Source organism: Rathayibacter caricis DSM 15933 (assembly GCF_003044275.1).
Lineage (GTDB): Bacteria > Actinomycetota > Actinomycetes > Actinomycetales > Microbacteriaceae > Rathayibacter > Rathayibacter caricis.
Map to the genome: position 1 here is coordinate 26,768 of NZ_PZPL01000002.1, position 13,469 is coordinate 40,236.

Sequence of the window (13,469 nt, forward strand, 5' to 3'; positions counted from 1 at the left end):
GCGTGGCAATCGTTTGACAGAGTGAGCAGCCGAACATAAAGTCGTGACCGTTCACGAACCGCTTCATCGGCAGCTCGGGACTCCATGACCGTCGTTCAAAGGTGAGGACACATGAGCACTTCCGTACGCCCCTTCGCAGCCTTCCCCCCTCGTCACCGCTCTCGATCGAGCGTGGCGACGATCTCCCTCCTGGCCGCTTCAGCCCTCGTCCTCTCGGGGTGCAGTTCCGAGGCGAGCGGGGGCGGATCGGACTCGGGCGGCCCCGTCGAGCTGACGATGATGAACCACTCCCGCGGCCAGGAGGCCGCCCTCCAGCAGCTCGTCGCCACCTACGCCGAGGAGACGGGAGTGACGGTGACGCTCGACACCCCCGGACCCGCCGACTACGTCTCGAAGCTCCAGTCCAAGGCGCAGTCCGGCAGTATGCCCGACGTCTTCACGGCCGTCGGCCCCGCTGACATGGCGCCGTACTACAAGGCGGGCTGGGCTCTCGACCTCAGCTCCGAGCTCGAGAGCGGCTGGAAGGACGAGTTCACTCCCGCCGTCGTCGAGATCAGCGCCTGGGAGGACGGCAACGCCCTCGACGTCCCGGCCGGCACCTACGCCGCCTACTGGGAGATCGCGACCTACGGCGTCTTCGTCAATCCCGACACGTCGGGCATCGATCCGGAGGCTCCGCCGACCACCATCGGCGAGATGACGGACCTCCTGAGCGAGTCGGCCGGAGGGGGCAACGGATTGTTCTCAGTCGCCGGCTCGCTGGCGCCCACCTTCGTCCAGTCGTACGCCTCCAACTGGCTCTCCGACGAGGAGATCAACGACACCCTCGGTGGCGACGCGAGCTGGGAGAGTGACGGCTGGCGGAACACCTTCGAAATCTTCACCGATCTGCGGGACGCCGGCGTCATCGCCAACAACGCGCTCCCGACCGGTTCGGACGACAACACGGCCGTCGAGAAATCGTTCTTCAACGTCAAGGACACCGCCGCGATCTTCGACGGCTCGTGGGCGACCGGCGTCGCTACCGCGACGGCACCCGACTTCACCTCGTACCGGACGATGTCGCTGCCCGCCGCCGACGACGGCGACCTTGCGCCCCGCGCTCCCGCGATCGCCGGCCGTGGCGCCGCTGTGAACGCCAAGGGCAATCACGTCGAGGAGTCGCTCGCCTTCGTCAGGTGGCTGACCGAGAAGGACCAGCAGAAGGTTCTGATGGACACCGCCGGCCTCATCCCGACGAACGTCGAGCTCCTCGAATCCGGCGAGGCGCCGGATCAGGTCGCCGGCTTCGTCGACACCATCGGCGACGTGCAGGTCATTCAGAACCAGTTCACCGCCGATGTCGTCGACGCCATCAACCGCGGATCGCAGAGCCTCGTGCTCGGTGAGAAGACGGTCGATGAGGTGCTCGAAGAGGTCCAGAGCGCTCAGGACCGCAGCGCATGACAACGGCCGTCGTCGCGCCTCCTGCGTCGCGGCTCACGCCGCGGCGCGGGAGGTCGGCGTTCCGCAGGAACCTCGCCGGCTGGCTCTTCCTCTCACCCGCGGTGATCCTGATCGCCGCCTTCACCCTCGCGCCGTTCGCGCAGGCCATCCTGCTCAGCTTCCAGGAGTGGGACGGGATCAGCCCGGACACCCCGTTCGTCGGGCTCGAGAACTATCAGCGCGTGTTCGAGGACGAGATCTTCTGGGCGTCGATGAGGAACGTGCTCGTCTTCGCCGCCATCGGTTTCGTCGGAGGTGTGGGCATCGCCCTCGCCATGGCGATCGCGGTCAACAAGTCGACCCGCGGACGAGCGTTCTTCCGCACCGCGTTCTACCTCCCCGGTGTCTTCTCGGTCGTGGTCGTCGGGCTGATGTTCTCGTGGATCTTCAACCCCAGCGTCGGGATCCTGAATCGGATCCTCGAGGTGGCCGGCCTGTCCGAGCTCGAGCAGAACTGGCTGGGCGACCCCGCCTGGGCGCTGCCCTCCGTCGCCGCCGTCTTCGTCTGGTATCACTGGGGCTTCGCGTTCCTGCTCTTCCTGGCCGGCCTGCAGGACATCCCCGCGGAGCTGTACGAGGCCGCGAGCCTCGACGGTGCTCGCGCCTGGGCGCGATTCCGCTTCATCACGTGGCCTCAGCTGGCTCCCGTGACCGCGATCGTGACTCTGCTCACGATCGTCGGGGCGATGCAGATCTTCGGCACGGTGCAGGTCCTCACTAATGGAGGCCCGGGCTACAACACGATGGTGCCGACGCTCCTGATCTACTCCGAGGCCTTCACCAACCACCGGTACGGCACGGCCGCGGCGATGTCCGTGATCTTCGGCGGAGCCCTCGTGGTGCTCGCCGCCCTCCAGCTCTGGTACACCGCGAGGAAGGCACGAGCATGAACAACGATCCCGGCAGCAGCACCGATCTGCTCACCGAAGCCCGTGTGGCGTCGGCATCTCCTGTGCTGACCGCGCCCGATCGCCCGCGCGAACCCGTGGCACCCGGTCGGCGGCGGCGCCTCCGCGCCGACCAGGTCTCGCTGTACCTGCTGCTGCTCATCGCGACGGTGAGCGCCCTGTTCCCGATCCTCTTCCTACTCTCGGGCTCGCTGCAGTCGATCGACGAGCTCTACAGCGGGCAGAGCTTCTTCCCGTCGGATCCCCAGTGGGGGAACTACGTCACGGCCTGGGTCCAGGGCGATCTGGGCGCGTACCTGCTGAACAGCGCGGTCTACACGACCGCGGCCGTCATCGGCATCTTGATCATCTCGAGCATGGCGGGCTACGCGCTCGCCCGTCTGGAGTTCGCCGGGAAGGCGGTCTTCACGGGGATCATCCTCGCCGTCATGATCATCCCCGCCCCGGCGATGTTCCTGGCGCAGTACAAGCTGATGATCGCGTTCGGGCTGACCAACAACCGGATCGGGTACATCCTCATCCTGATCACGGCCGGTATCCCCGTCGCGACGCTGATCATGCGTGGCTTCTTCGTCTCGCAGCCGAAGGACCTCGAGGAGGCGGCGGCGCTCGACGGCGCCTCGCCCTTCGGGATCTTCTGGCGGGTCATCCTCCCGCTCGCGCGACCGGGCCTCGCGGCGGTCGCGGTCGTCCAGGGCCTCGGCGTCTGGAACGAGTACCTGATGGCGCTCGTGCTCTTCGACGACGACTCGCTCATGCCGATTCAGCGCGGGCTGACCAGCTTCGTCTCGGCGGAGACGCCGCAGCAGCAGATCCTGCTCGCGGCGACGACGATCTCGATCGTTCCTGTCGTGGTCTTCTACCTCTTCGCGCAGCGGCACATCGTCAACGGCATCGGAGCGGGGGCGCTCAAGTGAGTGTGCTGCAGGGTCCGTTCGACACGTCGGGTCTGCACGCGGTCAACCGTCTGCCGATCAGCTCGCTGCGGCGGGACGCCGATCCCGTCCTCGACGAGGGCTGGCAGTTCCAGTTGCGTCCGAGCGCTGCGGCAGCGGACGGTACGCCGTGGGAACCGGTCACCGTGCCGGACCTGTGGACGATGCGAGGCGCAGGGGGCGAGCATCCGCACTACACCAACGTGCCGATGCCCTTCCCTGAGGCGTTCCCCGATCTCCCAACCAGCAACCCGATGGGCGTCTACCGGCGGGACATCGAGGTCGAGGGCCTCGGGGATCAGCGCCTGATCCTGCGGGTCGGTGCGGCCGAGGGATTCCTCCGCGTCGCCGTGAACGGTGTCAACGTCGGCACGAGTGGGGACTCGCACCTCGAAGCCGAGTTCGACCTCACCGAGCACGTGGTCCCGGGCGCGAACGTCCTCGAGCTCGCGGTCTCGAAGTGGTCGGCCGCGAGCTACCTCGAGGATCAGGACCAGTGGTGGCAGTTCGGGGTCTCGCGCCCTGTCAGCCTGCACCGGGTACCCCGGATCAGGTTGCACGATGCGGTCGTCGTCTCCGACTACGACTCCGAGACGCGACGCGGCCGACTGAGCGTGACGGTGCAGACGACCGGTCTGCGCGGCCGGGAGGAGCCGGGGTACCGGGCCCGGGTCGCCGTCCTCGGCGGCGAGCACCTCGTCCCCGTCGCGGCGCGGATGCCGACGCAGACGCTCCCGAAGCCGTCGCGGGATCGCCGCGTGCGTCCGCCGCAGCGGATGCCGGACGACTTCATGGACTCCCTGAGCATGGCCGCAGCGGGAGCCGAGCTCCCGCCCGAGTTCCGGGCCAACCCGGACGCGATGTGGTGGGTGACCCCGCAGCTGACCGCGCCGGGAGAGGCCGAGCTGGAGCTCGAGGATCTCGACGTGCCGCCCTGGTCGGCGGAGTCCCCGCATCTCGAGGATCTGCTCGTCGAGCTGCTCGACCCCGACGGCCGGGTCGTCGATGCCGCCAGGTGGCGGATCGGCTTCCGCCGGGTCCGCATCGCGGGACGAGATCTGCTGGTGAACGGCGCGCGCATCCTCGTGCAGGGGGTCAACCGCCACGACATCGATCCGACCACGGGCCGCATCATGAGCCGCGAGCGGATGCTCGCAGAGCTGTCGCTGCTCAAGCGCTCGAACGTCAACGCGATCCGCGCCTCCCACTACCCGAACTCGCCCGAGTTCCTCGACCTGTGCGACGAGATCGGCTTCTACGTCATCGACGAGGCCGACGTCGAATCGCACGCCTTCGCCTCGACGCTCGTCCACGATCCGCTCTACCTGACCGAGATCATCGAGCGCGTCGCGCGGATGGTGCTGCGCGATCGCACGCACCCCTGCGTGATCCTGTGGTCGCTCGGCAACGAGTCGGGCTACGGCCCCGCTCACGACGCCGCGGCGGCCTGGGTCCGCGGGACGGACCCGACACGACCGGTGCAGTACGAGGGCGCCGTCGCCTCGGACTGGTACGGCGGCCGGGCCGCGAGCGATGTGGTCTGCCCGATGTACCCCTCCTTCGCCAGCCTGCGCGCCTACGCGACCGACGACCGGGCGGATCGCCCGCTGATCACCTGCGAGTACGCCTACTCGCAGGGGAACTCGACCGGAGGCTTCGCCGAGTACTGGGAGCTCTTCGAGACGCTTCCCGGGCTCCAGGGCGGCTTCATCTGGGAGTTCCTCGAGCACGCGCTCGATCCGGACGGCGACGGCCGCAGCCTCTACGGCGGTGATTTCGGCGACGAGCCGAACAACGGCGCGACAATGCTCAACGGTCTGGTCGCCTCCGATCTCACGCCGAAACCCGCGCTGCACGAGGTGCGCGCCGTCTTCGCGCCCCTCCGCTTCGCCGCGTCCCCCGAAGAACTGCACGCCGGCAGGATCCGTGTGTGGAACAGGCAGTCGTTCGCCGATGCCGGTGCGCTGACCGTGCACCTGCGCGTCGAGCGCTCCGACGGTGGTTCCGGGGAGGAGACGATGCTCGACCTGCCGCCTCTCCCGGCGGGCTCCGAGGCGCGCCTCCCGCTCCCCGAGGTGGTGCTCGCCGCGATCCACGACCCCGCCGCGCTCGCCCTGACGGCGATCGTCAGGACCGGGACGGGATCGCTCTGGGCGCCGGAGGGGACGGAGCTCGCGCTCGATCAGATCGTGCTGAGGCGACCATCGACGGTCCTCCCGCGGGGGATCGGGCCGGCCGTCGTCGACGAGCGCGGTGACATCGTCGACCCGCTCCTGCGCTCAGGGCCGCGGCTCGAGCTGTGGCGGGCCCTCACCGACAACGACCTCTCGGCGGCGCTCGATCAGCGGTTCGTCCGCTCCGGGTTCTTCTGCCTCGATCCGATCGAGACGGTCGTCTCGCCGGGGGAGGAGGCGACCGAGGTGTCGATCGTCTACCGCGCCGCCTTCGGCGCGCGCGTCGAGCACCGCCGCCGCATCAGCAGGACGGAGGACGGCTACCTCTTCGACGAGGACGTCCGGTTCGCGAAGGGGACGCACGACCACCTCCGCGTCGGTGTCGTCTTCGAGCTGAGGGAAGGCTTCGACCACGCGGAGTGGACCGGCTTTGGCCCCTGGGAGAACTACACGGATCGCCGCAGCGGAGCGCTCCTCGGACGCTGGTCGGCACCGATCGACGATCTCGCGGTGCCCTACCTCCGCCCGCAGGAGAACGGCACGCGCAGCGGAGTGGTCGACCTCACGATGACCGGGGGGCGCGGCGTCGCGACGTTGTCGAGCGCGGCACCTCTGCACGTGAACGCGTCCCGGTACAGCGTCGACGAGCTCGAGTCCGTCGACCACTGGTGGGAGCTCCCCGTGCGCGAGGGCACCGTTGTGCACGTGGACGTCGCGCATCGAGGTATGGGCACCGGACGCATCGGCCCGGACACGACCGCGCAGCACCGTCTCGTGGAGAGCCGGTACCGCTGGCAGTGGCACCTGCTGCTGGCGGTGGGCGATGAGTGACCTCGAGACGCCGGGTGCCGGGCTCCCCGGGCACCTCCGGAGGGACGCGCGCATGATCGCGGCCGAGGAGGACTTCGGCAGTGCGCCACTGCTCCGGCGGACCGTCGCGCTCGAGTCCGGGCACGGGGCGGTCGTCGACGCGACGATCTTCGCGACCGCGCTCGGCCTTTGCGAGATCAGGATCGACGGCACGGTCGTGACCGAGGACGTTCTCACCCCGGGGTGGAGCAGCTACGAGTGGCGACTGCGCTACGCCCGCTGGGAGGTCGGAGCACTGCTGCGCCCGACCTTCGATCTCGCCATCCTCCTCGGCAACGGCTGGCACACGGGACGCCTCGGCTTCGTCGAGAAGCGCGCCCTGTACGGCGAGGAGCGCGCCGCGTGGCTCGTCCTGCTGATCCGGTACGAGGACGGACACGAGCAGACCGTCGTCACCGACGAGTCGTGGCGCTCCGGCCCGTCGGACGTCCTCGCCGACGACCTCTACGACGGCCAGACCATCGACGCCGGGCTCAGGGACGAGCCGTGGTCCGCGGGGACGCAGGATGCCGCGACGGGCAGACCCGTGGTCGCACTCCCGTTCGATCAGGGGCGACTGACTCCCTACATCGGCCCGCCAGTGCGCCGCCAGGAGGAGGTCGCACCGGTGTCCATCTGGGCCGCTCCGTCCGGCGCGACCCTCCTCGATTTCGGGCAGAACCTCGTCGGCTGGATCAGGCTGACGGTGCAGGGCACCCGTGGTTCGACGATCCGGCTCCGTCACGCCGAGGTCCTCGAGCACGGCGAGCTCGGGGTCCGTCCTCTCCGCACTGCGGCCGCGACGGACCGTTTCGTGCTGAGCGGGGGGCGCGACGACTTCGAGCCGACCTTCACGTTCCACGGCTTCCGATACGCCGAGATCACGGGGTGGGCGGGGAGCGCCGAGGAGCTCGCCACCGCCCTCACCGCCGTGGTGGTGTCGAGCGATCTGGAGCGCATCGGCTGGTTCGAGTGCTCGGATCCGCTGCTGAGCAGGCTGCACTCGAACGTCGTGTGGAGCATGCGCGGGAACTTCCTCGACGTCCCCTCCGACTGCCCGCAGCGCGACGAGCGCCTCGGCTGGACGGGAGACCTCTCTGCGTTCGTCGAGACGGGCGTCGTCCTCTACGATGTCGGATCCTTCCTCGAGGACTGGCTCGCCGACCTCGCCGTCGAGCAGCAGCACGCGGACGGCATGATCCCCCTCGTGGTCCCCGACAACTTCAAGCTCGAGAAGCGCTGGGGGATGACGGAGCGGATGAAGCAGCTGCCCTACCCGATCGCGGCGCTTTGGCACGATGCCGCGGCCTGGGTCCCGTGGGCGGCCTGGCGCGCCTACGGGCGGCGCCCCGCACTCGAGTCGGCTTACTCGTCGATGGCGTCGTACGCGCGGCGCATCGCGCTGGCCCTCGATTCGGACGGGATCCTGCGTGGCCTGCAGTTCGGCGACTGGCTCGACCCGGATGCTCCGGCCGACGAACCCTCGCAGGGGAAGGCCGATCCGTTCGTCGTCGCCACCGCGTGCGTGTACCGGTCGGCGCGAATCGTCGAGAGTGCCGCCCGTGAACTCGGGCGCGCGACGGACGCGGCCGAGTTCGCGGCCACCGCCGAGCGCATCGGCACCGCCTTCCGCCGCGCCTTCCTCCGCGGTGATCGCCTCGAGAGCGACGCACCGACCGTGTACGCGCTCGCCATCGCCTTCGGCCTGGTCGAGGGTGAGGCCCGGCAGGCGGCGGGCGATCGGCTCGCCGAGCTCGTCCGGGAGGCGGAACACGTCGTCACGACCGGGTTCGCGGGCACCCCCTTCATCGCGGGGGCGCTGACCGACACCGGGCACCTCGATGACGCGTACCGTCTGGTCCTGCAGACCGAGTGCCCGTCGTGGCTGTTCCCCGTGACGATGGGGGCGACGACGATCTGGGAGCGCTGGGACTCGATGCTTCCCGACGGATCGATCAATCCGGGCGAGATGACGAGCTTCAACCACTACGCCTCCGGTGCGATCGGGCAGTGGCTACACGAGGTCGTCGGCGGGCTCGCTCCGCTGGAACCCGGCTACCGTCGGATGCGGATCGCCCCGCGCCCGGGCGGGGAGCTGCGGCACGCGCGCCTCCGACTCCGCACACCTTTCGGCGACACGGAGGTGTCGTGGGCGATCGAGGGAGACACAATGACCGTCGACGCCACGGTGCCGCCCGGCTGCTCCGCGCACGTCGAGCTCCCGCAGCACCCCGATCCGCGCCCGTTCGAGGTGAGCGGAGGGGTGCACAGCTGGCGGTACACGATGCGGTCGGAGGGTCTCGCGCTCCGGTGACCCGGCCGAGCCTCGGCCGCGATTTCTGCCTCCTCTTCTCGGCGAACATCGTCTCGAGCCTGGCGGACGGGATCCTCCGGACCGCCGGGCCGCTGCTCGCCCTCGGGCTCACCGACGACCCGTTCCTCATCTCGGCGGTGGGAGCCGCGGTGATGCTGCCCTGGCTCGTCTTCGCCGTCCCGGCCGGGGCGATCGTCGACGCCGTCGACAAGCGCGCCGCGTTGGCCGTGGCGAATACCCTCCGAACCGTCGCAGCGGCCGCCCTCGCGGCCCTGTCGCTCCTCGGCGTGCTCGAGATCTGGAGTCTGCTCGTCCTGATCTTCATCCTGGGAATCGGCGAGACCGTCTACGACACCGCCACCCGTGCCCTTGTGCCCGGCATCGTCCCCCGCTCCTCCCTTGCACAAGCCAACTCGCGGATCGAGTCGTCGGAGATCGTGACGCAGACGTTCCTCGCCGGACCGTTCACCTCGACGCTACTCGCGGTCGCAGCTCTCATCCCGCTCGGTCTCAACGTGCTTGCGTTCGCTGTCTCAGCGGGGCTCGTCCTTGCGCTCTCATCGTCCGCCGGTCGTCGGCAGCCGTCGCCGTCGGCAACGCGAGGGAAGCGCGGCGCCGGCCTCGCGGGCGGCTTCCGTTTCATCTTCAGCAACCCGACGCTTCGGGTCCTGCTGCTGATTTCGATGGTCGTGAGCCTCTGCCAGGCGGTCGGGACCGGGCCCCTCGTCGTCTACCTCGTGCAAGGCTTCGGATTGCCGGAGCCGCTGTTCGGGCTGTTCATGCTGACCAGCGCCGCCGGCGCGGTCCTGGGATCCACCCTGGCGCCGAGGCTGCGGAGGAAGTTCTCGACCGGGCCGGCGATGGCGGCGGCGAACCTGCTGTTCACAGTGCCGATGATCGTCGTCGGGCTGGCACCGAACCTGTGGGTCGCTGGCACGGCACTGTTCGCCTCCTCGGTCGGGGCGATGTCGTTCGCGGTCCTGGGGCTGTCGTTCCGCCAGGGAATGATCCCCACGGAGCTGCTCGGCCGCGTCCACGGGACCTGGCGGATGATCCTGTGGGGTGCGATGCCGGCCGGCTCGCTCGCAGGCGGCATCCTGGCGCGAGAGGACCTGCACCTCCCGTACCTCGTGTCCGGCGCCGTCGCCACGGGTGTGGCGATCTTGTCCGCCGTCTTCATGTCCCGCCTGCGTGACGCCGACGAACTCGAGGACGGCCCTGCTACGAGCTGACGGGATGCTCGCCGTCTGTCGAGCCTCCTCCGGCGGCCCGCACCTGGAGTCGCGGCGGGGTGCTGCGGCTTCGGACTTCCAGGACGCGCAGGCCGGAGAGGATTAGCTCGAGGCCGAACGCGAATTCCTCCTCGGCGTCCGCTGCGAGGAACGGCGAGGCCGCCGTCGTCGCGGGGAACCGAGCCGAGTCGAGCTCGAGAGGTCTTCGGGGGGTCTCGCTCGTCGCCGCGCGCGACGGTCCCACCTGCGTCGCGAAGCCGATCACGTAGTGGGCGATCGTCGTGTAGACGCGGGCACCCGCGTCCGGCGGGAACGGGGTCGGCAGCAGTGCCGCGAGCATGGACTCGCGAGCGGTGAGGCCCGCCGGTCCGGATGGGATTCCCTCCACGAGCAGCGGCACGGCCCGGGGATGAGCGACGAGCGTTCGAAAGAAGGCGACGCTGAGCGCGCGGGTCCGTTCCAGCCAGTCGGCGTCCTTGGGCGAGGCATCGAGGTGCTCCGGGATCTCCGCGAAGACCCGGTCGAGCAGGAGATCGAGGATCTCGTGCTTCCCCGCGAAGTGCCGGTAGAGGGTCGCCGTTCCCGAATTGAGCCGTTCCGCCAGCTCTCTCAGGCTGAAGGCGTCGGGCCCGACGTCGTCCAGGAGCTCGAGGGCCGTGCTGAGGAGATGCTCCCGGGACAACGCCGGGCGGCCGCGGCGCCTCCGGGTCGTTCCGTCGGCTGGGTTTGGTGCCTTCGTATCGTCCGCCAAGCCGCTGCCTCCTGTTGTGTGAAACCTTTATGGCTACATCGTATCCATTCAGTATATGGTTACGACGTAACCGAAATGGAGAACAAACTATGCCGCAGTCCGACCTGGATGTACTGATTATCGGAGCGGGGCCTGCGGGTTCCGCTCTCGCCGCCGACCTCCTCCGCCGTCGCGTCACGGTCCGGATCGTCGATCGTGCCGAGCACAGCTTCGACGGCTCGCGGGCGAAAGGCGTGCAACCGAGGACCCAGGAGATCCTCGATGACCTGGGAGTGCTCAAGGAAGCGCGAGAGTTGGGCTCGCCGTACCCGCTCGTCGGACTTCATCTCGGACCCGTCACCGTCCCCGTCCGGATGCAGCCGAACCACCGGGCGACCAGCGACGTCCCGTATCCGAACGCGCTGCTTTTGCCGCAGGACCGGACAGACGCCGTTCTGCACCGGCTCCTCGAACGCGGCGGCGTCAGCATCGAGTACGGGAGTGCCTTCTCGACAATGAAGCAGGACTCCGCCAGCGTGACGACCGAGCTGACGACGGGAGAGGTAATACACTCTCGCTACCTCATCGGCGCCGACGGTGGCGGCAGCGCTGTCCGGCGGGCGGCCGGGATCACCTTCGTGGGCGAGACCGACCCGGCAGACCGCATGCTGATCGTCGATGCGAGCGTCGACGGCCTGTCGCGCAGGCGCTGGCACATGTGGCCGGGTCGGAGGGGGAGGGGCACCGCGGCGTGCCCGCTGCCCGACGGGACCCGGTTCCAGGTCATGATCCGGTTGCGAGCGGATGAGGAGGTGGACCTGGGGGACGAGGCGATCGCAGCGCGCTTCCGGCTGAGCACCGGACGACGCCTGCACGACATCACCTGGCGATCGGTCTTCCGCCCAAATGTGCGTCTCGCCGACCACTACCGTGCAGGACGAGTCCTCCTCGTCGGTGATGCCGCGCATGTCCACACACCGGCCGGTGGGCAAGGCCTGAACACGGGAATCCAGGACGCCAACAATCTTGGCTGGAAGCTAGGACAGGTGCTCGCAGGCGCGGACGACGCTCTCCTCGAGAGCTACGAAGCGGAACGACGGCCCGTCGCCGCCGACGTACTCGCGCTGTCGTCTGCTCTCTACGCGAAGCTCGGATCGTCCACGCCTCAAGCGTTACGGCGGGGAGACGCGGAGCGACAGCTCTCAGTTTCCTACTCGGGTGGGCCTCTCGCGCCGTCCGGAGGGGGAGCGACCGGCGCGGTCAGGGCGGGCGACCGGGCCCCGGATGCAGAGTGCGTCGCCGAAGGTGTCTCGCACTTGTTCGACGTCTACCGCGGACCGCAGTTCACCCTGCTCGCCTTCGGAGCGGCCGCGGAATTCGCTGCCGACTCACTTCCCTGGCCCGCGACAGGGGCCTCGCTGCGCGTCGTCCATGTCCGGCCGAAGGCGGATGGTGAGCTCAGGAGCCTGGAAGACACGACGGGAGACATCCATCGCCGATACGGGGTGACGGGAGATGCTCTGATTTTGGTCAGACCGGACGGGTACGTTGCGGCGATCGAAACGACGGAGTTCCCCGGTCGTATCCGAGAGGCACGAACGATACTGTCCCCTGTCTGACTGTCTCGCGGACCCGGAGTGCAAGACCGCGGTGAGTCTTCCGCCGCTGCAAGTCCTACTCGATGATGAGGGCGTCGAGCTCGAGCCCGTCGGGCGCACGGAACACGAGACGGACCTCGTGCAGCCCAGCGAGCGCGGGAAGCCTTTGGGCAGCGCCTCCCGCTACGAGGGTGGCGGCGTGGACATCGCCTAAGTGCACCTCGACCTACCGAGACCTCGAGCCACGAGGCGAACCGTCCACGGTACTTCATCCAATTCGAGGTACCGGAAGGTCGCCGAGTCGCCGTCCGAGATGCCGACGACTGCGTCCTCGCCGTCGACGGGGCGAGGTGAGCCGTGCCCGCGAGCTCGCGGGCGAGCGACGCGGGTAGGTGCTCCCCGACGGCGAGGGGCAATCCGGCACCCTGCGAGGGCATCAGCACCTTCGGGGTAGAACCGTCGGCGGCGAATTCGATCCGCTCGACGAAGGCCCGACGCATCGACGGGGAGTTCTGCGACGACCGGTGTAGAAGACGTACCACTGGCCGCCAAACTCCTCGATCGAGCCGTGGATGTTCCAGCTCTCCGGGTCGCACGGGGCGTTGTCGATGATCACACCACGGTAGGTGAAGGGACCGAGAGGGGAGGTGGAGGTCGCGTAGCCCAGGGTGGTCGCCGTGCCGCAGGAGGTCTCGCAGAACACGAGGTAGTAGAGATCCCCCCGCTTCCGGAGAGAAGACCCTTCGTGGAAGAAGTGCTCCGCCCCGCCACCGTCACGATCGAGTGCTCGTCGATCGTGACCAGGTCGGTGCCGACCCGCGCCGCGCTGGCCTCGAACATGCCCCATGTATAGATAGGCGGAGCCGTCCTCGTCGAGGAAGACGGCAGGGTCGATTCCGCTGATCGGAAGGCGCCGCGCCCCGCGGAACGACCCGGCAGGAGAAGCGGCGATCGCCACGCCCTCGCTGTCGTCCGAGAGGCAGAAGTACAGGTAGTAGCGCCCGTACTCCTCGACGGCATCTGGCGCGTAGAGAACGGGGTCGGTCGGCTGCCGCTCCTGGGTAGCGGCTCGGACCCCCGCCGCGAACTCCTCGAACGAGATGTCGGCCTGGTCGGCCGGGATCATCGCCCGGACGTAGTCGGGCACGTCGTTGAAGGACGTGCCGTCCAGGAAAAACCTGCCTCGGGCGCGCTCGATCACTGCCCACGGCACGTGCTAAGAAGCCGAACTCGGCCGTGGAGTC

Annotated in this window: 9 protein-coding genes; 7 read left to right on the forward strand and 2 right to left on the reverse strand. The window is 68.9% G+C overall.

What is annotated here, in order from left to right; all coding sequences use genetic code 11:
* The first annotated feature begins 171 nt into the window (after positions 1 to 171).
* From C1I63_RS18105 to C1I63_RS18130, 6 genes are read left to right on the forward strand one after another with little or no spacing between them, the layout of a single operon-like run.
* Entirely contained in the window at positions 172 to 1,446 is a 1,275-nt protein-coding gene (locus C1I63_RS18105) for an ABC transporter substrate-binding protein (RefSeq protein WP_159989494.1), read from the forward strand.
* The gene (locus C1I63_RS18110) at positions 1,443 to 2,375 is read left to right on the forward strand and encodes a carbohydrate ABC transporter permease (protein ID WP_107575972.1); all 933 of its coding nucleotides are present in this window, start codon (positions 1,443 to 1,445) and stop codon (positions 2,373 to 2,375) included. The genes C1I63_RS18105 and C1I63_RS18110 overlap by 4 nt, the downstream gene beginning before the upstream one ends.
* A complete protein-coding gene (locus tag C1I63_RS18115; protein WP_107575973.1) occupies positions 2,372 to 3,310 on the forward strand; it encodes a carbohydrate ABC transporter permease in 939 nt (312 codons plus the stop codon). The genes C1I63_RS18110 and C1I63_RS18115 overlap by 4 nt, the downstream gene beginning before the upstream one ends.
* Positions 3,307 to 6,333: a glycoside hydrolase family 2 TIM barrel-domain containing protein gene (locus tag C1I63_RS18120; RefSeq protein ID WP_107575974.1), complete on the forward strand. Its 3,027-nt coding sequence runs from the start codon at positions 3,307 to 3,309 to the stop codon at positions 6,331 to 6,333. The genes C1I63_RS18115 and C1I63_RS18120 overlap by 4 nt, the downstream gene beginning before the upstream one ends.
* On the forward strand, positions 6,326 to 8,665 hold the full coding sequence (locus tag C1I63_RS18125) for an alpha-L-rhamnosidase (protein ID WP_211315688.1): 2,340 nt from the start codon (positions 6,326 to 6,328) through the stop codon (positions 8,663 to 8,665). The genes C1I63_RS18120 and C1I63_RS18125 overlap by 8 nt, the downstream gene beginning before the upstream one ends.
* Positions 8,662 to 9,897, forward strand: coding sequence for an MFS transporter (locus C1I63_RS18130; protein WP_159989495.1), 1,236 nt, complete (start codon positions 8,662 to 8,664; stop codon positions 9,895 to 9,897). Before C1I63_RS18125 ends, C1I63_RS18130 begins: the two co-directional genes overlap by 4 nt.
* On the opposite strand, the gene C1I63_RS18135 is transcribed toward C1I63_RS18130, so the two are convergent.
* On the reverse strand, positions 9,887 to 10,579 hold the full coding sequence (locus tag C1I63_RS18135) for a TetR/AcrR family transcriptional regulator (RefSeq protein WP_159989496.1): 693 nt from the start codon (positions 10,577 to 10,579) through the stop codon (positions 9,887 to 9,889). The two genes, C1I63_RS18130 and C1I63_RS18135, sit on opposite strands and share 11 nt — an antisense overlap.
* Before the next feature lie 158 nt (positions 10,580 to 10,737).
* On the opposite strand from C1I63_RS18135, the gene C1I63_RS18140 reads away from it, so the two are divergent.
* Entirely contained in the window at positions 10,738 to 12,246 is a 1,509-nt protein-coding gene (locus C1I63_RS18140) for an FAD-dependent monooxygenase (protein ID WP_107575978.1), read from the forward strand.
* A 415-nt stretch (positions 12,247 to 12,661) separates the two neighbouring features.
* On the opposite strand, the gene C1I63_RS18145 is transcribed toward C1I63_RS18140, so the two are convergent.
* The gene (locus C1I63_RS18145) at positions 12,662 to 13,438 is read right to left on the reverse strand and encodes a family 43 glycosylhydrolase (RefSeq protein WP_146168489.1); all 777 of its coding nucleotides are present in this window, start codon (positions 13,436 to 13,438) and stop codon (positions 12,662 to 12,664) included.
* Between the last annotated feature and the right edge of the window lie 31 nt (positions 13,439 to 13,469).

Coding starts and splice junctions, on each gene's coding strand:
- C1I63_RS18110 (WP_107575972.1), top strand. CDS start 1,443: ATGACAACGGCCGTCGTCGCGCCTCCTGCGTCGCGGCTCACGCCGCGG.
- C1I63_RS18115 (WP_107575973.1), top strand. CDS start 2,372: ATGAACAACGATCCCGGCAGCAGCACCGATCTGCTCACCGAAGCCCGT.
- C1I63_RS18125 (WP_211315688.1), top strand. CDS start 6,326: ATGAGTGACCTCGAGACGCCGGGTGCCGGGCTCCCCGGGCACCTCCGG.
- C1I63_RS18140 (WP_107575978.1), top strand. CDS start 10,738: ATGCCGCAGTCCGACCTGGATGTACTGATTATCGGAGCGGGGCCTGCG.